This is a genomic window from Pseudomonas sp. MWU12-3103b (assembly GCF_023100615.1).
Taxonomy (GTDB): domain Bacteria; phylum Pseudomonadota; class Gammaproteobacteria; order Pseudomonadales; family Pseudomonadaceae; genus Aquipseudomonas; species Aquipseudomonas putida_A.
On sequence record NZ_JALMEY010000022.1, the window covers coordinates 65674 to 87194 of the forward strand.

General features: G+C 53.0%; 20 protein-coding genes, 1 tRNA gene and 2 pseudogenes. 13 read left to right on the forward strand and 10 right to left on the reverse strand.

Going from position 1 to position 21521, the window contains the following annotated elements:
- Positions 1 to 32 precede the first annotated feature (32 nt).
- The 3 genes from M0808_RS26375 to M0808_RS26385 form a co-directional block, all read right to left on the reverse strand.
- A complete protein-coding gene (locus M0808_RS26375) occupies positions 33 to 1004 on the reverse strand; it encodes a magnesium and cobalt transport protein CorA (protein ID WP_134785832.1) in 972 nt (323 codons plus the stop codon).
- A gap of 130 nt (positions 1005 to 1134) precedes the next feature.
- The gene (locus M0808_RS26380) at positions 1135 to 1857 is read right to left on the reverse strand and encodes a 1-acylglycerol-3-phosphate O-acyltransferase (RefSeq protein WP_047292972.1); all 723 of its coding nucleotides are present in this window, start codon (positions 1855 to 1857) and stop codon (positions 1135 to 1137) included.
- A gap of 216 nt (positions 1858 to 2073) precedes the next feature.
- The gene (locus tag M0808_RS26385) at positions 2074 to 2763 is read right to left on the reverse strand and encodes a crotonase/enoyl-CoA hydratase family protein (RefSeq protein ID WP_064586733.1); all 690 of its coding nucleotides are present in this window, start codon (positions 2761 to 2763) and stop codon (positions 2074 to 2076) included.
- 295 nt (positions 2764 to 3058) lie between these two features.
- Here M0808_RS26385 and M0808_RS26390 point away from each other — a divergent pair.
- Both M0808_RS26390 and M0808_RS26395 read left to right on the forward strand, forming a co-directional pair.
- Positions 3059 to 3148: transfer RNA gene (locus M0808_RS26390), tRNA-Ser, on the forward strand.
- A gap of 283 nt (positions 3149 to 3431) precedes the next feature.
- Positions 3432 to 5027: a hypothetical protein gene (locus M0808_RS26395; RefSeq protein ID WP_247843011.1), complete on the forward strand. Its 1596-nt coding sequence runs from the start codon at positions 3432 to 3434 to the stop codon at positions 5025 to 5027.
- Positions 5028 to 5127: 100 nt separating this feature from the next.
- On the opposite strand, the pseudogene M0808_RS26400 reads toward M0808_RS26395, so the two are convergent.
- Both M0808_RS26400 and M0808_RS26405 read right to left on the reverse strand, forming a co-directional pair.
- A pseudogene (locus M0808_RS26400) lies at positions 5128 to 6293 on the reverse strand (DUF3596 domain-containing protein).
- Between the two features lie 437 nt (positions 6294 to 6730).
- Positions 6731 to 9387: pseudogene (locus M0808_RS26405) on the reverse strand (bifunctional DNA primase/helicase).
- A 319-nt stretch (positions 9388 to 9706) separates the two neighbouring features.
- On the opposite strand from M0808_RS26405, the gene M0808_RS26410 reads away from it, so the two are divergent.
- The gene (locus M0808_RS26410; RefSeq protein WP_247843012.1) at positions 9707 to 9880 is read left to right on the forward strand and encodes a hypothetical protein; all 174 of its coding nucleotides are present in this window, start codon (positions 9707 to 9709) and stop codon (positions 9878 to 9880) included.
- A gap of 151 nt (positions 9881 to 10031) precedes the next feature.
- Here M0808_RS26410 and M0808_RS26415 read toward each other — a convergent pair whose 3' ends face one another.
- The gene (locus tag M0808_RS26415) at positions 10032 to 10325 is read right to left on the reverse strand and encodes a DUF3077 domain-containing protein (protein ID WP_247843013.1); all 294 of its coding nucleotides are present in this window, start codon (positions 10323 to 10325) and stop codon (positions 10032 to 10034) included.
- 1546 nt (positions 10326 to 11871) lie between these two features.
- Between M0808_RS26415 and M0808_RS26420 the strand changes: the two genes are divergently transcribed.
- The 4 genes from M0808_RS26420 to M0808_RS26435 all read left to right on the forward strand — a co-directional run bounded on the left by M0808_RS26420 (position 11872) and on the right by M0808_RS26435 (position 14786).
- The gene (locus M0808_RS26420; protein ID WP_182404520.1) at positions 11872 to 12123 is read left to right on the forward strand and encodes a hypothetical protein; all 252 of its coding nucleotides are present in this window, start codon (positions 11872 to 11874) and stop codon (positions 12121 to 12123) included.
- A 53-nt stretch (positions 12124 to 12176) separates the two neighbouring features.
- On the forward strand, positions 12177 to 12608 hold the full coding sequence (gene umuD / locus M0808_RS26425; protein ID WP_247843014.1) for a translesion error-prone DNA polymerase V autoproteolytic subunit: 432 nt from the start codon (positions 12177 to 12179) through the stop codon (positions 12606 to 12608).
- A complete protein-coding gene (locus M0808_RS26430) occupies positions 12595 to 13875 on the forward strand; it encodes a Y-family DNA polymerase (protein WP_247843015.1) in 1281 nt (426 codons plus the stop codon). Before umuD ends, M0808_RS26430 begins: the two co-directional genes overlap by 14 nt.
- Positions 13876 to 13976: 101 nt before the next feature.
- Positions 13977 to 14786: a toll/interleukin-1 receptor domain-containing protein gene (locus M0808_RS26435; RefSeq protein WP_247843016.1), complete on the forward strand. Its 810-nt coding sequence runs from the start codon at positions 13977 to 13979 to the stop codon at positions 14784 to 14786.
- Between the two features lie 74 nt (positions 14787 to 14860).
- Here M0808_RS26435 and M0808_RS26440 read toward each other — a convergent pair whose 3' ends face one another.
- Positions 14861 to 15817, reverse strand: coding sequence for an HNH endonuclease signature motif containing protein (locus M0808_RS26440; RefSeq protein ID WP_247843017.1), 957 nt, complete (start codon positions 15815 to 15817; stop codon positions 14861 to 14863).
- Positions 15818 to 16502: 685 nt separating this feature from the next.
- On the opposite strand from M0808_RS26440, the gene M0808_RS26445 reads away from it, so the two are divergent.
- Together M0808_RS26445 and M0808_RS26450 are read left to right on the forward strand one after the other, a co-directional pair.
- A complete protein-coding gene (locus M0808_RS26445) occupies positions 16503 to 16832 on the forward strand; it encodes a hypothetical protein (protein ID WP_247843018.1) in 330 nt (109 codons plus the stop codon).
- 877 nt (positions 16833 to 17709) lie between these two features.
- Positions 17710 to 18030 (forward strand): YbjQ family protein, encoded by a 321-nt coding sequence (locus tag M0808_RS26450; RefSeq protein WP_027613311.1) that lies wholly within the window; start codon positions 17710 to 17712, stop codon positions 18028 to 18030.
- Positions 18031 to 18096: 66 nt separating this feature from the next.
- Here M0808_RS26450 and M0808_RS26455 read toward each other — a convergent pair whose 3' ends face one another.
- A complete protein-coding gene (locus M0808_RS26455) occupies positions 18097 to 18375 on the reverse strand; it encodes a hypothetical protein (RefSeq protein WP_247843019.1) in 279 nt (92 codons plus the stop codon).
- Positions 18376 to 18614: 239 nt separating this feature from the next.
- On the opposite strand from M0808_RS26455, the gene M0808_RS26460 reads away from it, so the two are divergent.
- The 4 genes from M0808_RS26460 (at position 18615) to M0808_RS26475 (ending at position 20351) form a co-directional block, all read left to right on the forward strand.
- Complete coding sequence (locus M0808_RS26460) at positions 18615 to 18803, forward strand: hypothetical protein (RefSeq protein ID WP_007960727.1); 189 nt, start codon at positions 18615 to 18617, stop codon at positions 18801 to 18803.
- Positions 18804 to 19128: 325 nt separating this feature from the next.
- A complete protein-coding gene (locus M0808_RS26465; protein WP_007960728.1) occupies positions 19129 to 19497 on the forward strand; it encodes a glycine zipper domain-containing protein in 369 nt (122 codons plus the stop codon).
- A 134-nt stretch (positions 19498 to 19631) separates the two neighbouring features.
- Complete coding sequence (locus tag M0808_RS26470; RefSeq protein WP_027613308.1) at positions 19632 to 20057, forward strand: YMGG-like glycine zipper-containing protein; 426 nt, start codon at positions 19632 to 19634, stop codon at positions 20055 to 20057.
- 123 nt (positions 20058 to 20180) lie between these two features.
- Positions 20181 to 20351, forward strand: a complete 171-nt coding sequence (locus M0808_RS26475; RefSeq protein ID WP_169844085.1) for a hypothetical protein — start codon at positions 20181 to 20183, stop codon at positions 20349 to 20351.
- Between the two features lie 150 nt (positions 20352 to 20501).
- Here M0808_RS26475 and M0808_RS26480 read toward each other — a convergent pair whose 3' ends face one another.
- Entirely contained in the window at positions 20502 to 20933 is a 432-nt protein-coding gene (locus M0808_RS26480; protein WP_247843020.1) for a hypothetical protein, read from the reverse strand.
- Positions 20930 to 21521: RHS repeat-associated core domain-containing protein (locus M0808_RS26485; RefSeq protein WP_247843021.1), on the reverse strand; the 592-nt coding region annotated here is incomplete at its 5' end. The genes M0808_RS26480 and M0808_RS26485, both read right to left, overlap by 4 nt.

The following is a 21521-nucleotide window of genomic DNA, read 5'->3' on the forward strand; positions in this document are numbered from 1 at the left end:
GCCGCAGGCTGCGATCTTTTGCTTTTGCTTCCCTACAACCACCCCGACCTCTTGAAACTCGCCCACAAACTCACACACCCCACCGTAATAAACCCCAACACAGCGAAATAGCCGTAGTGCCAGCTCAGCTCCGGCATGTTCTGGAAGTTCATCCCGTAAATCCCCGCCACCGCCGTCGGGAATGCCAGAATCGCCGCCCACGCGGCAAACTTGCGTTGCACCACACTCTGCCGCGACGCTTCCAGCAACACACCGACCTCGATGGTCTGGCTGGCGATGTCCGCCAGCGTGGTCAGGTCTTCCATCTGCCGCGTGACGTGAATCTGCACATCGCGGAAGTACGGGCGCATGTTCTTGTCGATGAACGGGAAGCTCAGCTTCTGCAGCTCCTCGCCAATCTCCACCATCGGCGCTGCATAGCGGCGCAGGCGCAACACGTCGCGGCGCAGACCGTGGAGTTTCTGAATGTCATGCTCGTTCAACGCACTGCACAGCACGTTGCGCTCCAGTTCATCGATCTCGGCATGAATCGCTTCGCCCACCGGCTGGTAGTTTTCGATGACGAAATCCAGCAGTGCATAGAGCACGAAGTCTTCCCCATGCTCGAGCAACAGCGGCCGCGCCTCACAGCGTTGGCGGACATGCGCGTAGGACGCCGAGTGACCGTTGCGGGCGGTGATGATGTAGCCCTTGCCGGCGAAGATGTGCGTTTCGATGAACTGCAAGATTCCATGTTCGCGGATCGGCGAGTAGGTGACGATAAACAAGGCGTCACCAAAGGTTTCCAGCTTCGGCCGGCTGTGTTTTTCCAGGGCGTCTTCAATGGCCAGTTCGTGCAGGTTGAACTGGCGCTGCAGATTGGCCAGCTCCTGAGCGTCCGGCTCTTCCAGGCCGATCCAGACAAAATGTCCGGTTTTTGCGGCCCAGGCGGCACCTTCGTCAAGCGTGATATTAGTGACTTTCTTACCGGCGCTGTAAACCGCAGCAGCAACAACTCGACCCATGGTAGTGGTTCACTTCTTCTTGGCAGATGGCAGGGAATACAAGGCTTCAGCTTAGCTGTGTCGCTGCTTGAGAGTCAGTGAAATCTGTACAGTTCACCCGGCAAAAGAAAACCCGCACAAGGCGGGTTTTTTACGCAGCCTGCAGCTGCTGATCCATCGCGGCGATGCATTCGCGCATCTGCTCGCGGCACTGGGACATGAGCATGGGCATGTCATCCATGGTCAGCCCGGCTGTAGGAATCGCCGGCAGCGAGCGTATGAGAATTTTCCCGCTGCGCCAGCGGTTCAGGCGCATGTGCTTGATGTAGCTGCTGACGCACACCGGCACGATCGGCACACCGGCGGCGATCGCCATCTGGAACGCGCCTTTCTTGAACGGCAGCAGTTCTTCACCGAGGTTGCGCGTGCCTTCCGGGAATACCCAGATCGACGTGTCTTCGTGCTGCAAGGTGTGGGTGGTGGTGAGCATCGACTTGCGCGCCTTGTGCGCGTTCCCGCGATCGATCAACACGTTGCCCGCGAGCCAGAACAGTTGCCCGAACAGCGGCACCCATTTCAGGCTCTTCTTGCCGATGCATACGGTACGCCGAGGCACCACGTTGCCGAACACGAACAGGTCGTAGTTGGACTGATGGTTGGCGACAATCACGCAACTGTCTGGCTTGTTCATCAACGGGCCGACGTCGGCTTTTACCCGCAAGCGCAGAATGCACATGGCCGGAAGCGCGTAGAGGCGGGCGCACAGTCGGCTATTGTCCGGATTGAACGGCCGGCACAGCCCGAGGATCACCCCCAACACGCCGGCCAGAATAAAGTGCAGGCCCATCAATAACATACGAAACACAAACAGCATTTTCAGGCCCCACCGGGACAAAAGGGGGCGCAGTGTACGGATGTGCACTGTTTTCGGCAATTGCCGCTATAGAGTCCGGAGATAGACGATGTTTAAGCGCATGTTTCCGAGTTGATTGTCAGACCCGTCCTAGAGCAGTCGACGCTCGATCAACCAATACACAAGAAAAAGCCCGACACGACGGTCGGGCTTTTCTTTGGCTCGGGAAGCGCGGGCTTAGCCCAGATGTTCCTGATCCTGGATGATCGCGTTGTCGAGGGCTTCGAGCAGCGCCTTACGCACTTTGAGCTTGGTGTTCTTGTGCGCGTTCATGTTGATCTTCTTCAACTGACGCGCCGCTGCCAGGGCTGCGCCTTGCAGCTCTTCGGCAGCCACCACCTTGTCGAGGAAACCGGCATCCACCGCGCTTTTCGGATCAAACATCTCGCCATTGATCACCGAACGGTGGAACGCCGAGCGGCGCAGGCGATCACGCGCCAGCTCGATGCCGGCGTGGTGCATGGTCATGCCGATCTGCACTTCGTTCAGACCGATGCTGAACGGGCCGTCGACACCGATGCGGTAGTCGGCGGACAGCAGCAGGAATGCACCTTTGGCCACGGCGTGGCCTGGGCAGGCAACGATCACCGGAAACGGGTGGGACAGCAGGCGACGGGCGAGGGTCGAACCCGCAGTCACCAGCGCCACGGCTTCTTTAGGCCCGGCGGTCATCACCTTCAAGTCATAGCCGCCAGACAGAATCCCCGGCTGACCGGTAATGATCACGATGGCACGATCAGTCTTCGCCTGATCCAGCGCCGCGTTGAACGCCGCAATCACGTCCGGGGAAATGGCATTGACCTTGCCGTTGTTCAAGGTCAGGGTCGCGATACCGTCTTCGAGGTGGTAGGCAATCAACTCACTCATGACGCTATTCCTTGTAAGAAAGATGGGCAGACGTTACCCACCGCCGTAGGCCAGGTAAAGCACTGTGACTGACTCGCCGGTCACCGTTTCCGGCTGCGCCCGGCGTAGCACAACGTTCTGCTTCTATATAGAAGGGCGGCCGTCACCAGAGATTGGCCGGTTTGCCATCGCCCAAGGTGGGGCGAAACGCCTTTTTGTCTTAACCGCATGAAAATTCTGAAAAAAAGTTTGCCATCAGAAAAGCTTTCGACTACATTAGCGCGCCTCGACAGACAGAACATGTTTGAAGAGATACGGTGAAGTGTCCGAGTGGCTTAAGGAGCACGCCTGGAAAGTGTGTATACAGGAAACTGTATCGAGAGTTCGAATCTCTCCTTCACCGCCACATTCAGTAAACGCAAACCCCTGATTTTCCTAGAGAAAGTCGGGGGTTTGTGGTTTTTGGCGTCTGAAAAATGGTGATATGGGAACACTTTGGGAATTGGGATGATTGTTGACACAGCACTTGTCTCAGTCAGCGCGGTGATCGGATGATTGGTTGATATGCCGTTTCTCTCCACTGTGGATCTGACATGCGCCGTAGTGGCAGAAAGCAGATTGGATCGCTTTCGTTTCACCCCTCTCACCAGTAGAAGATGTTCCCTCCGCTGCTTTAAAGGATGAAGCACATGACCGCTGAAAAATATGATGTAGAAATAACCAAACTCAGGCACGAGTTGAGCGTGTACCGAGCTGATTCATTTCTTCAACAAGTTCTAGATCATCTTCATTGGTCGCAAACACTTGAAAAACCTGCTAGCGGAATGCCTTGGATTTGCCTTTTTTTGCTAAAGCTAGGTATGCAAGAAAGTGGAGAGGGAGTTCGCGATATGGCTACGGGGGAATTTGGGGGGCTCGCAAACAAGCTATTCCATATGCAGCATTTGGCCTGTCCAATAGAGCTTGGTGAAGTTCATTTGATGCTACGCCCGATGATTCTTCAGCAGGCTTGGTATCAGGGAGATGTGGTTTCAGATATTAGAGTTATGACGCGCCAAATGATATGGTATTTTCATGAGGATGCTCCATATGCGAAGATATTTGAAACGTCGTATGGAGTGCCGTTGAAAGAATTTTATCTAATTAGTCTCTATCTGGATATTGTTGTTGCAGATAATGCAAAAGGGATTGTTGGTATAAATTTGTATGAAATGATTTTCTTTCTTACGCCAACGATTCCATTGAAAAGTATTATTTGCTATTTTTTATTGGTTTCTGTACGCAGCCAGGATCTGCCAGAGTTTTTTAAAGCGCATGGCGTTAAAGGTGATTTGCATCAGCAAAGTGAATATTTTCAGACTACCCCGCTTAGAAAAAAGCCAGTGCTGCTGGATGGTGACAATCTGTTTATTTACAATGCTAAGTTGTTCTCTAGATCCGCGGGCATGATGGTTCCCGATCTTTTGAAGAAAATTCCAGACTGGGATTTCAAAAACTATTTTGGTCCGACTATGGAAAAGTATGTAGGGTCTGTTTTTTCTGCGTCGTCTATTACTTATTTTTCGGAGAATGAGCTCAATCAGTGTTGCAGGAATAGCAATGTGGTAGGTGGGAAGATGGCTGATTTTTTGGTTCCCGGCGCTTTGAATATCCTTTTTGAGTCAAAAGCCATTGAGCCAGGCGATATAGTCTCATCTGTATTTGATCCTGAGATTCTTCGTGCTCACCTAAAAGGTAGCTTTATCAAAGGTATTGAGCAGTGCCAAGAGAGTGTTCACAGATTGCACCTAACCAAGGAGTACGCGTTCTCAGACTTTGCGTGCGTTGTGATCACTCATGAAGATTTCTGGTTTGCATCGGCAGATGATGTAGCTAATTTTATTGATCCTGATTTGGGAACCAGGATGGAAGTTAAATATGGGCGCATCCCGGTGCCGTTCAGTAATATACTGTTTGTCACTATTGACGCGGTAGAGCATATTTTTGAAGCTGTATCGCAGGGGGAAATTGATCTTGAAAGTTTCATTCTGGACTGTATAGAAACCCTAAAAACACCTGAAGGTAAACGCTTCACGATGAGTCATATGATTCAGGATAAGCTTGCAGGAAAGTTGAGAGGCCACTCTGTCGTCATGCAGAAAGCTGACGAATGGCATCAATACTTTCAATCTGAGATGTCTAAAAATAAAATTGCTTGGCAAGGGCGGGCGCAAGAGTTGATCCAGCAGCGCATGGTCGTAGTTGATGTACTGCACCGTCAGTTCAATCGGTGTGGCACCATTTAGCATGTGTACTTTTTATAGAGCAAAATGCCGCGCTTTGCGCGGCATGGGGGTTGACTTGATTCAAGTGGCGGTGGGGTAACTAGCTTTTATAAAGATTGGTTTATAGGTCTAACGCGTGCTGTAGCATGCTAATAACATCCGGCCCATCCTCATTAATCCAAGTCCCATAATGCTGCCGAATCATATTCCCATTCGTATGCCCCATCTGCTCCGCAATCCAATCAATCGAAGCCACCCCAGTCGTCAGTAACTGACTCGCATACGTATGCCGACATTGCCCAGGCCCCCGATACCGCACCCCAGCCGCAAGTAAGTGCGCCTTAAAAAACCGATCCCGCACCACAAAATCACTCACATGCGGCAACCCGCTTTTACTGTTCAGAAACACAAACCGCAGTGTGTGCTTACGAACAGTCTTGTTATCCCGCTCCACAATCTCGACCGTTTCCGCCTTCTTGACCTGGTTGATCGCATCAATCCGGCGCAACGCGTCCCACGCCGGTGCTAGTAACCGCACCTTCCGCGTCGACCGGCGCGTCTTCGTCACCCGATATGCTCCGCGCACCTTCGACCGCCGAAACGTCACCGTCCCTTGCTCCAGATCGACATCCTCCCAAGCCAGCGCAATCGTCTCTGAAACCCGAGGCCCCGCCCAAATCATGAATTGCACCATCAGCACCTCCTGAATCCGCTTCGTGGGCGTTTCGAGGATCTGCTTGATTTCCGCCCTGGTGAATGGATCCGGTGCTTCAGGATCCGTCAACCGCACGAACAGACCCTCAGTAGGGTCGTGCGCCACTTTTTTCGAGTTCGATACAGCCGAAACACCTGCCGCACATTGCAGATGATGTCGCGAATGGTCTTGTTTTTGAGCCGCTTCGACAGCGTGTCCTGGATCCACTCCTGCAAGTCCAAGTGATAGATCTGATCGATCTGCGATTTACCCCAGCGCGGCCGGACATGTACCTCGGCCTTGTTGGCGAACCCTCGATAGGAGGTCGCAGCAACGCTGTTACTTTTGATCTTCAACCAGAGATCCAGATAGTGGCCGAACGTGTTCTCAGCCAGCTTGCCCGAGTTGGGGAAGTGCCGGCTGTAATCGAAAGTCCCGGCCTGGATTTCGTATTCGATGATGTTCACCAGGTGCGCCGCGTGCTCCCGGTTGGCCGCAGTATTGCCGCCGGGAATGCGCTCCCGGCACAACTCGCCATTGAAGCGAAAGTAAACCCGCACTGAGTTTCCGCGGGCCTCTACACCGTCTGCCATATGCACCTCCTGTGCTGTGTTGGAAAAAGGAAAGGCCTAGTCCTGAGCCTTCCACTGCTTTTGCAACCTCACTCCTGCCTCAACAACCAAAACAACCCCGCACTTCTTTTTCGCGGCTTTTTAACCCCGCTCCGAGCCTCCTCAGCCTGAAGCCGATCCGCAGCCACCTGCCGCGCCTTGCTGCATTTGCGATGATTCCCATGCGCCCGCGACCTCCCGCATTGGTCGCAAACCCCGTTCAAATCCAGACACCAGGGGAAAGCTTTCCTTTTCTTCATAACGTCCCCCGACCAAAGCCGAAACGTCCAACCTGTAAGCTGAGATTTCGCCCAACAAAGCAGGACACATCCAAGGGCTCTAGAACCGCTATCTGCATCGTATTTCTCCTTTACACATCCCGGCACTACGGCGCCGGGTGATCCTTCAATTGCAGGTCGTTACGCTCGCTGGAAAATCCAGCAGCGCACCGTGGTGCTCCTTTTTTGCGTGCCATTGATGACGGCCTGCGACGCACGCACCGCGCTGTAAATCGCCTTGTTGGTCTCTAGCCATTTGTGGCTGCGGCTGTTCACCAGCAGCCCGCGCAACGTCTTGAGATCCGCAAGGTTTTGCCGATGCTCGCTGGCCTTTTCGGCGAATTCGTTGAGGTTGATTGCGATGAGTTTTGGGTCGGTGCTGTGGTTGACCTGCGGGCCTTCGCCCAGGCTTTCGAGGTATTCGTAGACTTCCCAGAATTCGGCAACTAGCGGGTGATCCGCACTGATCGCTGCTTGCCGTTCGAATGCCATGGCCATCAGCGCCTGCTGCGTCGTGGCGACGTGGTTGTCCTCGAGCGGGCAAATCAGGCGCAGGCAGTCCACCAAGGCCATCAACTGGCTGTGGTTCTTGATGATCCGTTCCACACGGATGTCTTTGAGCTTGCGCAGATGCTGTTCATGAACCACCACACGTTCGGCAAATTTCGCCATCACGTGGGCTTCCGCACGCACAGCCAGCAGCAGAAAGTGGCTCAACTGTTCAACCGGGATCAGGTTCAGGTTGTCAGCCGCTGCACGGCTTTCGGTGGTGACTTCCGGACGTGCAAAGTGCGATTTGATAATCCGGGTCAGGATCGCTTCGGACGCGCTGACATCGGCGTTCTGTCTGATCGCAATCGCACCCCGGAACGGCGGTTCGTAGGTCTCGTTACCGCTGGTCTTCATGCCCTTGGTACCGAGCGTGCCGCCGCCGTAGAAGTCTTTGAGTTCGTCCCAGTCGAAGCCCTTGGCGTGCGCTTTATCCGGCTCGTTTCGGTCGCCCTCGATCAGCACCACCGGCATGTTCGAGACCTGACCCATGGCGCGCTGCCGCCCGGCGCGGGTCGATTTCGACGGGTCAAAACCTTCATGTTCACGGCCCAGCAGTTTCCACAGGAAGGTCAGCAGCGTGGTCTTGCCGGCGCCGGCTTCACCGGTGACTTCAAGAAACGGAAAGGACTTGTACTGCGCGCGGATCTGCTCGGCGAACAGCGAGCCAAACCAGAACGCCAGGGCGACGATGCCCTTGGCGCCAAAGCACAGCCACAGCATCGGCAGCCAGTCAGTCCGGTACTCCTTAGTGTCGCGCTGGATGTGCATGGCGATCGACTTCTGCAGCGTCTTCAGCCGCAACTTGCCGAACTCGAAAAAGTCCTCCTTGTTGACCACGCTGACGACGCCGCCACGTACCGCGAGGTCGCCAAACACATAGCAGCCGTGCAGTTTGCTGTAGCCGATGAAGTCGATGGTCTCGATAGTCTTCAGGCCGAACAGCTGATCCTTCATGATCTTGTCGAGCTGCTGGCCGCTACCCGTGAACACGGCGCCGGCGGCCATGCTCAGCAGACGTTTCTTGAACTCGCTGGCGGCGGCGACCTGGCCACCGGTGAAGGTGTTCTTCACGCTGCCGCTGTCGTGCGGGAAATCGACGCGGAAGTAGTACCAGGATTCGTCGGTGACTTCGTTGCGCTGGAAGTACAGCGCCCGCGGGTAGCAGTTGGCGATTTCTACTACGCCGCCGCATTGGCGCAGTGCTTTTTGACGGCGCTGCTTTTCACTGAGTAGCTGGTCTTCGTGACTGGTGGACGTCTCCAGCGACTGCATAGCCTTGTTGAATTTCTCCAGGTCCATCTTGAACCAGTACAAACGGCTGTCGAAGCTGAAGTGAAATTCATGACGTTCGCGCCAGTCGTATATCAGGACGCCTTTCTCTGCCGCACTTTCAGCAATCAGCAGGGAACCGAGATAACGAGCATTAGCCAGGTCCTTTTCGATCTGCTCACTACGCTCGCTCTCGCCATCAATGAACGCCCATCGCTGATGCAGATCGTTCCAATCAACCTTGCGGCTGTCCGATTGCGGGATCTGCGCTGCTTCGCACTCGTAACCCAGAGCGCGAGCCTGGCGCACCCAGCGCTTGATGTATTTGTGCGCGCCGGGTTCGTTGTCCAGTGCCCAAATGAGCTTGGGCAGTTTGCCGCCGCGATGCCGTTATGCACCAGAGCGATCGCGTCAAAGATGCCCTCGACAATCCACAACTCTTTGACGTCCAGCAGCTCTACACATGGCGGGCACCACCAGTACCCACGCGGGCTGTCGCCGGGCTTGAACCGCGCCTTCATCTTGCCAAACCGGTGCGGCCGGTCGATCAGGCGTTCCCAGTAGCCACCTTTTTCTAGGGCGAAGCGCACTGTCGCGCTGCCGGCGTTCAGGTCCTCAGAAAAATAAGTTTCCTGCGTGTACCAGCCTTGGATGATCTCGTGACGAAAGCCCCGGGCAAACTCAAGGTAGGCCCGCGCCGTCGCCGATGGAAACTGCTCAGAGGAGGGGGCCCGCTTGCTCCAATCATTGAACAGGTCCTCGTAAATCTCCTTGAGGTGCCAGCGCTGAGCGCACTTGCTCTCGCGACCACAAATGATCAGCCACGGCTCGGAGTAGCGGGCGTACAACTCCTTTTGACCACAAGCCGGACATTTGCCGCCTCGCAGATAGTCGGTGCTCAAGCGACGCTTGAGCCCGTAGTCCCTGGCGAGGCGCTGCAACACATCGGCATGCAGCGCGGTGGTGAAGGTGTTCACCGACGATTCTTCGCCCAAATGCTGCAGGCCAATACCGTGATCAGCTACTGTTGCGCCGACATCGCAGGTATCGCCGCATACAAGGCTGCGCGTCGCTCGGTAATAGGAATAGAGCTGAATCGCTCATCATCCCAGTGCTTTTTAAATTGGGCGACCTGCAGCAGGCGTGCGTTATCCAGCAAGCGGCACGCTTCAATCCGGCCAGCGCCAGGAAATAACTCGTCGAGATTTAGAATTCGTTACGTTGGATTTCAGTTTTGATTTTCCGCGCTCCTGAGTAACGTTGCGCCCGCAATGCACTTAATGGAGTAGTGGGCATTTGGATCAAGATGAAAAAAAGAACATCCGCATGGAAAAGCCGAACAGCGAAATGTCCGAGTTAAATCAAGAAGAGCGGAATCTTCTTACACGTTACAGAGCGATGTCTGACCAAGATCGCGGGTACATTCAGCACTTTGTAGACGTGCTGACGAGTGCCAGCGCGCAGGCATAAACGACAATCAAGTAAACAATTCAATTGAAATGCATAAACAAAAAAGGAACCCGGCCCAGCGTCGGGTTTTTTGTCAGGCAACGGTGGAGGGCGCCCACAATCAGTACGCCCAGCCGTCCCTGAATCCCAAAAATGCAGAGTGCCGTAGCCGCTAGGTTGCAGCCTTAAGGATCACTCTCTTGGGGCGGGGAGAAACGGCTTTCACCACATCATCGATCACCGCCTTGCCCATCTCCGTCAGAAAGTGCGAAGCCCAGGCGTACCGGTCGGTTTCTTTCATGAAGGCAGCGTCTTCGGCGAGCGCTTTAGCCAGGCTCAATAGATCAGATGCCTGTTCCAGCGCCTCCTTGACAGGGACGCCAGCGCTGATCTGGAACAGCGGGATTTCACCGCAATAAATGAAGTGGGTGTGGCCGATGGTTTTTTCTTCGACTTCTTCGATCATTGGTCACCTCCACTGGCGGAAGGGATCAGACAGAAGACTGAAAGGAATCTATGAGGGTGGATCCGATTTTCAAGCGGGTTAACGGTGCGGATGGTCTAACTCCTTGACATGAGGAGCTGCCACGTTCGTTTCCAAGCGAATGGGTGGCAGCTATGCGTAGGTTGGAAACCGGGAGTCAAGGAGACCGGCACGCCCGAAGGCGTCCCACGCACAGCCGCCATAAAATACAAACTTCCGAGCGTAAAAATACGCTGGCGCTTGTGAAGGGCGCTGTTGCGTGACTCGACGGGTTTCCAAGCCCGATCACTGAATGTGCAGTGACGTCCTGAGAATATCCCGCCGAAAGAAAGGCCAACAAGGCGATGCTGGCTGAAAAACGCGATTTGCGTACTTCCTTACGCAACGCGCAGATTTTGCCTACAACTGCGACCTGAAGCCACCCAATATTTGATGACTAGCGCTGCTGTAGGCTCGATGAAGGGGATAAAGGGCTGGTTTAGGAAAGCGACTGTCAGGAGTGATGCTCAAACGGCAGGCGAAAAAAAACCACCTTTGCGGGGCGGTTTTTCCAGCAAGCCTCAGATTGCGGCTGAGGCTTAGTGCGTCTCACCGGAAGCACTGGCGTGGAGGTCATGGTATTGAGCTCTACCTATCCTTGCAACGTTATTTCTACCCCATCACGGGTAAAGCGTATGAAGTTATGGGCGATGATTTGCCAAAACGACAGACGAAAAAAAACCGCCTTTGCGGGGCGGTTTTTTTTTGAGCATCGGCTTGCGGCCAACGCTCGGTGTATCTCACGAGAGTACACTGGCGTGGACCCATCTTATAAATCTTTGCCACTGCTTGCAACGTCATTTTGTTCTCCTCGATAGAACGGGAGGGCCCCGAAAAAAGTGCCTTACACTGGACGGCGCTCCTTGAACAACTCTGACAGAAACAACAGTTTACAAAAGTGGTGGTTCCCTGCGCATAGAAAACTCACTGGAGGGCTTTTCCCTACTTTCGAGTTCGTGATTCTAGGTTAATATGCCGATGCTCAAACGCCAGCGATGCAATGAGGTTAGGTCGGTTTAATACCGATTTCATCCCCTCTGACACGGTTTTGCACCCGTGCCGGAATGATGGCTCGGAGGGTCGCCAACCGGCCACCTCATGAGAGTATGCTGGCGTATACTCCCGAAGGTATGCGTGATCCGGTAAGTGTGCTGGAGGTTTGGCCCCGAACCTTGGAGGCCAAAACGTATGAAGCTTTTATTACGTACGTTGAGCCTCGTATGGAGATTGTTGAAAGCGTTTCGCTTTTACGAGTTCCTGCGAGACCACTTTGACGACCTGAAGTAACGGTCGTTTGTGTGGGGGAACCCGTGTCAGTTTCGACTGATGCGGGTTTTTTATTGCCCCCAAGAAACTGTCAAAAATAATTATTCAATCAGTTGGTTCTCTGATGCCAGTAGGGCATTTCGTCGGCTTCTGTAGGAATCATCCGGGGACTCTGAATATACTGGTTATGCGTACAGTATTGTTCGCATGGGAAACTTAATCAATGAAATCCTCAATCACCGTCACATCTGCCAAACCGTCAAAAGACCTGACTCACTGGCAGGCGATGCTCGCCGACAGATCTGCGCTTTTCGCTCGACCAGGCGCTCACCACAAAGCACTGCTGATCGGAGCCCGTGCGCTGTACACAAACAAGGTGATTGATAGCGACGACCTGTGTGATTTGCTTGAGCTGGCCGATGGAGCGCTGGCCTTCGCAGTGGAATGGATGCTCGACGTCAATAGTGATGAGTAGGCGATGAACAGTCGCTTTGCTTCTACAGTCCATTTCTCATCCAGGTTCGAATCATGAGTGTCACCATCCTTGGCCCGCTCTCGGCGGGCGGCGAAACGCTCCCGCTTTACTCTTTCCGTATACCGGCAGGTTTTCCGTCCCCAGCCGCCGACCACATCGAAAAGCATATCTCCCTGGACGAGCTGTTCGATATCCGAGCGCCGCACGTCTACCTGGCCAAGATCGAGGGCGACAGCATGCAGGGCGCTGGGATATTTTGCGGCGATCTGGTCATCGTCAATCGCAGCCTCAATGCCGAGCATGGCGACATTGTCATCGCCGGTCTCAATGCCGAACCCATCTGCAAACGCCTTCACCGTCGTGACAACGTTGTCATGCTGCTATCGGCCAATAGCAAATACCCGCCGCGCTACGTAATGGAGGGTGATGAGCTGATGATTTGGGGCGTAGTGACCTTCAGCGTGCGTGACCATGGCCGGTCGTGATCAGGTCTTCGCACTCATTGACTGCAACAGCTTCTACGCGAGCTGTGAGCGGGTCTTTCGCCCTGACCTTGCCAAGACTCCGATCGTTGTTTTGAGCAACAACGATGGTTGCGTCATCGCCCGCAGCTATGACGCGAAACCCTTCGTAAAAATGGGCGCCCCGTACTTTCAAATCAAAGACGTGTTGCACCAACACGGCGTTCAGGTGTTCAGCAGCAACTACGCGTTGTATGGCGACATGAGCGAGCGGGTGATGACGATCATCGAGTCCATGGTTCCCGCCGTCGAGGTGTACAGCATCGACGAAGCCTTCGCCGATCTCAGCGGCATGCCGGGTGATCTGACCACCTTCGGCCGCACCATTCGAGCGGCAGTCTATAAAAGAACGGGTATCCCTGTTGGCGTAGGTATCGCACCAACCAAAACCTTGGCCAAACTCGCCAACCACACAGCCAAGCGTCTGCAAGCGCATACCGGCGGTGTGGTGGATATCTGCGATCCCGTTAAAAGGGATTGGGTGCTGCGTAACACCGATGTCGGTGAAGTTTGGGGCGTCGGGCGCCGGATGAAAGCTCACCTCGAGACCATGAACATCAAAACCGCGATGGATCTGGCCCAGGCGGATCCTTGGACGCTTCGACAGAAATTCAGCGTAGTGATCGAGAAAATCGCGCGTGAGCTCACTGGCACCTCGTGCCTGGAGCTCACCGAGGCCGAGCCAGCCAAGCAAGAGATCTGCAGTAGCCGCATGTTCGGCAAACGCCTGACCGCCATCGAGCCGATCAAGGAAGCGGTGGCCACCTATGTGGAAAGGGCAGCCGAAAAGCTGCGCGCGCAGAGTTCACTGTGCAAGAAAATCCGCGTAAGCATCCGCACGGGCATGTTCAACCCCGAGGAAGCGAAGTACGCCAATGGCGCGCTGGTTGAACTGCCATATCCGACCAACGATGTGCGGCTGCTGACCAAGGCGGCGGTGGAGGCGGTCAACCGTCTGTTTCGGCCTGGCTTCAAATACAGTAAGGCTGAGGTTTTGCTGATGGATCTGCGGCAGCCGGGTGAATTCACCGATGACCTGTTCGCCCAGTCCCAGCCAGTTACTGCAGAAAAGGTCATGGGGGTTTTGGACGAGATCAATCAGCGCTGGGGCAGGGGAACGCTTCGGACTGGGAGCGTGCCTGCCAAGGCTGATTGGTGGATGCGTCGAGAAAAGCTGAGTCGATGTTTTACGACAAGAATTGATAAACTTTGGATAGTAAAATGCAATTGACTATGCAATAACGTTGGTGTTTGCGTTGGTCTGTTATTCCTTGTCGGATGGGTTGCTAGGCCTGAACAGGAATTCATTTTTTAGGGAAAGAGGGGGTCGTTTTGTCTAATAATTATATGTATATGTTTGAATGTGATTACGGAGCTCGCGTAAAGGAGAAAACGTTTCTAAAAGATATTTTGCGCACTTTTGAGCCTGATTATGCTACTTCCATCGGTGCGGTGGCTAATAATAATCCCTACTGCCTTGAGTTTTCTATTCATGTGAATATTCAGAATGACCCAGCAAGGTTCGAAACATGGCTTCGGGATAATTATCCGGAGAAGATGAGGCGGCATAATGTTTTTTTAAATGATATCTATTTCTTTAATATAATCACGTTTCTTGATGAAGAAACTGTTGATTTGGCTTTGACCAGTGAGCCGAATTTTCTTTTTTTATGGCCGGAGAAGGAATTGTTGGAAAATAATAATCCTCAGTATAAGAAGATGAATAGAAATGAGTCGAAGGTTTTTATTAGTCATTCGTCTAAAGATAAAGAGCTGATCGTTGGTCCGTTGAATGCATATCTACAGTCCGAGGATATAGGGACGTGGCTTGATAGTTATGAGATCGACTACGGTGATAATATTTACTTAAAAGTAAATGAGGGTATTGAAAATGCGAAGATTGGTATTTTTATCTTGACGAATAATTTTTTTGATAGTGCTAGTGGTTGGCCGGTGGCGGAGTTTTCGACATTTTTTATGGATTTAATGAGGAGTAATAAAAAGGTATTAATGGTAAACGCTGGCGTAGATCAAGATAAAATTCATGCCATGATGAAAGCATATAAGTATCTAAGCTGGGATGACGGAAAAGGTTTGCCTGAGATTGCTAATGCTATTCGAAGAAAATTGAATTCGAACTGATCTCAAGATGGATGCGAATTGCACTAAACCCTCAACAGCTGCGGGTGCAATGGAATTCGCATACATGATTTAACTCATTTCTGTTCCCGAAACTGTTCTGCATATCGAAGGAGTTCTAGATTAATGCTATCAGCATCGGGTGAGAAGTGAGCGTCGCGGTGACAGTTTGGGCATAAGGCAACACAGTTCCAGACTCGATCACCCATCCGCACTCCCAAAATGTGATGGACATCTAGGAACCCTTTATAGGGGCTCTGAGTTTCACAACCCTTTCTTTCACAAGAATCTGATCGACCCAGCACTGCTTTTCTCACCTTTGTATCCCTGCGATATTCAGCTCGAAGCATCGAGCGACGAGCTGGCGCATCGCTACCGACCTCGTAATAGTGGAGTGGGATTTGGCAGTCGTTCATTGCATCATCATCGTTAACAAGTGGGAATGTCGTTTGGTTTACCAAATCAACGACTCCCGGCCAGGACCAGAGTACGTCGGCAACTTGGTGTGAGTTTTCCGTTCGCTCATCCATCAGCCAAATTGTCGGGCTGCTGCCGTTTTTGGAGTGATTTTTTGTGCGGTTACCCATCTGCCCACTATCGATAAGTTCTTGGCTAATTGTCGCTTGGCGGTCAAAAATACCCTTCAATTCGCTGCTTGGAACCAACGCCGCATGGACAATAAATGCTCCATCTCTTTGAAGGAACAGGTTGTGAGTTACAGCTTGTTCTTTATCGCGCTGCATGGTTTTAAGCAAGGTCGCGTCCCAGTCTTTGTCTATTAGGCGGGCGCGCATTTGGGCTGCTGAAAATTTCAATTCATCTTTAGTTCGTCTTCTCCAGCAGAGGCGGACTCGAATCCTTATTCGCGGGCCTTGAGGGGGTGTCGCTGAAACGATTTGGCTTACCGCTGTACCTGACACATCACGATGGTCCTCAATGTCTCGGAAGCCACAACTCGTCAAAAATGGCTCGACGGCGTCTCTGGTTATTTTTTCAGAGTGAATGCTGTCGTCGCTTCGAAATTGGCGTTTCACTCATAATCTCCATTTTGTCGAGGGCATTGATTACTTTTGGCATTTTGCAAAAAAAATGTCTACAGGATTAGTTGGAAAGTGCTTTTCTCTGTCTATTTATTTGATTGGAACCATCCCGCGCTTAGGTCCGGCTGGTCTACTACAATGTCGAATTTCGGCACGGGAAAGAGGTAGTGGGCTGTTCTTGTGGGTTTCTGGTTCGACGACTATACGTTTCAGATGCAGCAACGATGGGAACCGATAGGCAACAAAATGGCTTGCAACGTTTCACGTGACTTCAGTTGGATAGGCCCAGAAGGGCATTCGCAGCACTTGAGCCTCGCTAAGCTGACCGGATCAAGCAATCTAATCGAGGCAATCCGAGCGCTGCCGCTTAGTGATCTGATGCTATAGGTTCGAGTGAGCGGCGGAGGTTGCCATAAAGAAGCTCTTTGGGAACCTGCTTTGTGAGCCAACAAAAGGAGCTGCAGCGCGGGGCCTGCTTTGGGGCGGGCCTGCTATTGAAGGACTCAACGTGCTATGGCCTCAAAAACATTGCACTACCTTGGGTAATTATCTGCCGCTGAGTATTGAAGACATCTTGCTCAGGGCCTCGGAAAAACTGCCTATTCCTTGGGCTGGTATTGATTTACGGTGGGGTAGTCATGAGATACTGATGGCATTCTAGTATCTATAGGGGTTGGCATTGAAAGGGTCTGAGGCGCTAAGTATTGCTAGTTCGATCGCAACGTTGACCGGCGTTTCGTTTACTTGGCTTGCAACAAAAGGGGGGTTTGAAAACGCCGGCGTTGATGAGATTGGCTTTAAAAGCATTTCAGCAATTATCGGGATGTTACTTGCGATCGGAGTTCTGTATTGGCTGATACAGCGTTTTTCTGTAGCACTGAAAAACGCAAAGCCTGAGAACCGTGTTTATTGCTGGACGTTCGGACTTGCTATCGGATTATGTTTAACAACTTTGCCTATGGTATTAATCTATGCTTTGGTGACGTTTGTCTGGAGTATTCACTACTGAAGAAAAGCACGGGCCATGCCGTGAATACGGATCGAGCTTGAGCGATGTAGGGCTCGCGCCCTTTTCTGGTTGACTAGTTTGTCATCCCAGTCCGCGTCGATTTGCGCTTGTTAGGTAAAGTCGTGAAGCTTTGGCCTCGAAGGCCAGATAAGGTATCGAACTAACCCCCTAATACCAAAATCAGCTTCACTGAGTTGAGGCTCCCCCAGCCTACCGAGCATCGGCTTTCCAAAGCAGCCCCATCCGGAAGACCGTTGGGAGGGCTATGTAGGCTCTAGCTATGTGGATTCAGCTGGCTTCTCCCCGGAAGCATTAGAGGGGCGCGTGCGGGCACCAGGCCTCTTTCACCACTGAGACTAAGCTTCCCTCCGACCCCAAGAAGTCTTTCAAGGCGATTTCCTCCCTGTCAGATGATGGGATGATGAATTTAAGTTAAATGCTATCGTTTTCGCAACCCTTCGAGGCAAGGGAGAACTGCCGGGCGCGTGGACGTGTATATTTAACTGATGGTCAGTAACGTTTCTGCAACCCACTCCGCCACATGCGTAACAACGGCATTTCCGGCACCGAAAGCCTCTGCAAGGTTGGCCGCATCCAGTCCGAGGCAAAACCCATCATCCTCAGTCGCTCGCTGCCGCTCAGCCATCTGATCCCATCCGTTCGCGTGAGCGACGAGAGTGGTACAGCCCATAGCGATCTGTGAGTGGACTCTGTCGGCCAGTAGAGTATTGGCAGCCCAGGCATCCGCTGGGCGTGGCCAGTGCTGCGATTGAGACGCTGGAGGTATTGCGTCCACTGGCGCGGCGTCAGCCAGCAGCCTGATTTCCCATAGCGCATTACAATCCCCGCTTTATCCGTAGAAAAAAGGACTGTTCCCATGATCATCTCCACCACCCACGCCATCGAAGGCCGACAGATCACCGCGTACCTGGACATTGTCAGCGCGGAGTCGGTGCAGGGCGTCAACGTGATCCGTGACATGTTTGCCGGCATGCGCGATTTTTTCGGTGGGCGCTCGCAGACGCTGGAGCGTGCGTTGAAAGAAGCTCGGGTTCAGGCGACGGACGAGATCAAGGAACGGGCGCGGGCGTTGCAGGCGGATGCGGTGGTCGGGCTGGATTTCGAGATCAGCATGCCGGCGGGCAAGGGTGGCATGGTTGTGGTGTTCGCGACGGGTACGGCGGTCAAGTTGCGTTGATGCAGTCGCGGTGTTCAAGCGAGCCCATTCAGATGATGAATGGGCTTTTTGCTTTTCTGCTTTCGATCAGCCCTGTGGCTTGAGGATGACAAGCCCGTGGGCGTCATAGGTCAGGGGCGTATCGATTGCGACCATCGGCGGGGTGCCGGTGGAGGTCGTTGGATCGGCCGGCTGACTCGGGTGGTAGATAACGCCAGGGGTCAGAACCGGTTTGTCCGGGTAGGTGATGGTGATGTCGCCTGAAGCGAGCTTTTCCTTGAATTTTTCACCGGCGGCTTTGCCGGCAGCGATTTGTTCGTCCGTGAGTTTTACGACCGGCATTTCCGGGAATCCGTTGATTTTCATGTTCTCTCCTTGAGATTCATTTGTATGAAAAAGGGCAACGGCCTGTGGGCGGGAATCTTTAGCGTTGTGAGATCAACGGTTGGTTCGGATGTTGAGCAGGTGTAGGCCATTCGTCGGGCATCGGTCGAACTGAACCACAAGTCCGGTAATGACCGGCTAGTCTCAAAAGCCTTGGAGGTCGATATTTTTTCAGGCAAAAGGGCTTTGCCGGTGTCGATCTATTGCAAAGGGGAGAGGCTATGACTGACCCGTATATCGAAGACGATGGAGCCGAATTTTCATTCAACAACTGTGTCCGTTGCGGCCAGACGGAGTACCAATCGGGCTTTGGCGAGGATCCGGTGCAGACCGGCAAGATCAAGTCCACGGCACCCAAGGGGCCGAAAGCCAAATTCCTTCCAAAGGTCTCGGCCCGCTCAAGAAAATAAAGTGAGACCGAACTACCCCGTCTATGAACGGGGTTTTTTATGCCTGCTGTTTATGAAAAGGAAATCTCCTACAAACTCTTGGGCGGGGTTGGTGTTTTTCACAAACTTTTCACGTCCACGGACGTAGGGTGAAGCCATCCGTTAGAAAGCAAGTCTCCAGCCCGTCTCCCCAGCGGGCTTTTTTTTGCCTGCGATAAAACCTTTGGCGAAATCGCTGTCCAATCGGCGCCAAGTGCGCGGCGGCAGCTGATTTGTCTGGACTTCAGCGCGTCGGCAGCTTTCAATCTCGGCCCCTTTTGATCTCCCTATTTTTGAGGTTTTCGTCATGCGTCTAACATTGCCTGCTCTGGTTCTGGGGCTTCTGGTTGCTCAAGGTGCGGTCGCCGGTGAGGGTACTGCTGCACTCGGCGGCGGTCTGGGTGGCGCGCTGGGTAACGTGGTCGGCCAGAAAATGGGCGGCAGCACTGGCGCCGCGATTGGTGCCGGTGTTGCAGGCGCGGCGGGCAGTGCTATGGCTGCCGGCAAGGGCAGCCGCACCAAAGCGGCCATTGGTGGTGGTGTTGGCGCGGCCGGTGGTTCGGTGATCGGCAACAGCCTGGGCGGCCGGAATGGTGCAACCATTGGCGCCGGTCTTGGTGGCGCTGCGGGTGGTGCCGTCGGCGCTAACCTGTCCAAAGGTCACAAGCGTCACTGATAGCGAACGTTTGTCAGAAAAAGCCCGGCTCGATGTCGGGCTTTTTCATGGCTGAACGTTTTCTCGAAAAATGTCTCCAATCTGACATAGGCCCTATGGGCATACCCTCCCGATTCGGGAACTGTGAGGTTCAAATGCGCTTGTCATTGTCTGCACTGTTTTTCGGATTATTCATCGCTCAAGGTGCGATGGCCGCCGGAGATGGCAGCGCCGCCGTAGGTGGCGGTTTGGGCGGTGTACTCGGTAACGTGGTCGGTGGCCAGCTCGGTGGCAGCACCGGTGCCGCGGTTGGCGCAGGCGTCGGTGGCGCGGCGGGCAGCGCGGTCGGGGCGAATAAACACAATCGCACCGAAGCCGCCATTGGCGGTGGTCTCGGCGCTGCCGGCGGCTCAGTGGTCGGCAACAGCCTGGGCGGCTCCACTGGTTCGGCCATTGGTGCCGGTTTGGGCGGCGCAGCGGGTGGTGCGGTGGGCAACAACCTGGGTGACGACGGTGGCAGAGCTCATTCCGGTGGTGGTCACAAGCACAACAAGTACAAACATAAAAACCGCCATCACTGATTGAGTATTCGAAAACAAACCCGGCCTGGCGCCGGGTTTTTCGTTTCTGGCGGTCGGACACTGGAACGATTGGCTGTAAGGCTTTTCGAACGTTATACAACCCACCAGTCGTAGAGGTTTGCCATGACGCCCGAAACCGAAGGCAAGGAAGAAAAAGGCCCGAGTGGTCTGCCGTTTATCAATGATCCGGGGAACGAGGATCCGGGGTCGCTGATGGATGATGCGACGGTGCCGTTGAATGATGCGGATGAGGCTTTGGATGAGGAGTATGAAGAGGATGAGGATGAGCAATAAGTTGTCTTGAAAGTCGAGCGTGGCGGCGCACTGAATTTAAATATCCGGGGCCTGTACTTCAGGCCCTTTGATTCGGATCGGTTTGTTCTCGAGGTCAAGCTTGTTAAACAGTCGTCAAGGCGGACGAAAGCAAACCGACAAAATATTTTGTTATTTGCCTGTTAATTCAGGTCTGACTAGTACGTAAAGGTTATCTGATGTCGACATTTTTTTTATTCGACCTGATGCGATGTATTCTTGAAACTCCTTTTCAATTGTTTTTTTGTCGCGGTATTTTTTATATTTAGATGGCCTATCGCTAGCGTAAATGTAAAGACGCCATACATCAAAACCGTCGATTCTGTTATCCGAACCATAATCAAAGTCCACTGATTCTGATGGGAAGTGAATGGCGCACCCTACGCCGTGCAGTTCATATTGAATTTCATCAGTTATTTCACCGCAGCGTTCGATTTGCTTGCTTCGCCAAAGTCTTAAAATATTCCGAGTGCCAAATTTTTTTTGTAGTAATTCTGTTCCACTTTCAACTTTTGAAAGGAAGTCAGTTATTAGGTCCTCAAGATTTTTATCGTCTTTTTTCATCTTCTTCTGTGATGCTCCAATCGGTCGTGTCCGACATTGTTAGCCGATTCAATGACTTCTTCGATAGTATTGAGCTCTCCTTTGTGCTCTCTGATGTTCGTGATCAGTTTTATAGTTATAGGTGTTGCTGTTTGTTTTGCAGCTGCTGCACGGTGATGTCCATCTAGAATATAGAAGTTGCCCTGATGTTCTGCTACGTCTATGGGATAGCTGACATCGTATCCACCTGCTCGCATTTGATCCCTTATTTTTTCGATGTGTTTAGTTGATTTTTTTCCCATGATCGCATGCGTTCGCTTCACTGAATGTGGGTCAACGCCATGAATCAAGTCCGGTAATTGTGGTTCACCCACATCTACCTTAGCGCCACCAATCCCACCCGGCACCTCACAGCCTGGCCTGTTCGGCGGCGGACAGTTCGACGTCAACCCCAACGGATCCACCCATCCCGTCGGATTCGGCACATACCGATACTGATTCAACCCACCCGCCAACTTGATGGGATCCGGCGTCAAATACCGTCCCAACCTCGGGTCGTAATACCGGTGCCGGTTGTAATGCAGCCCACTTTCCGCATCGAAATACTGC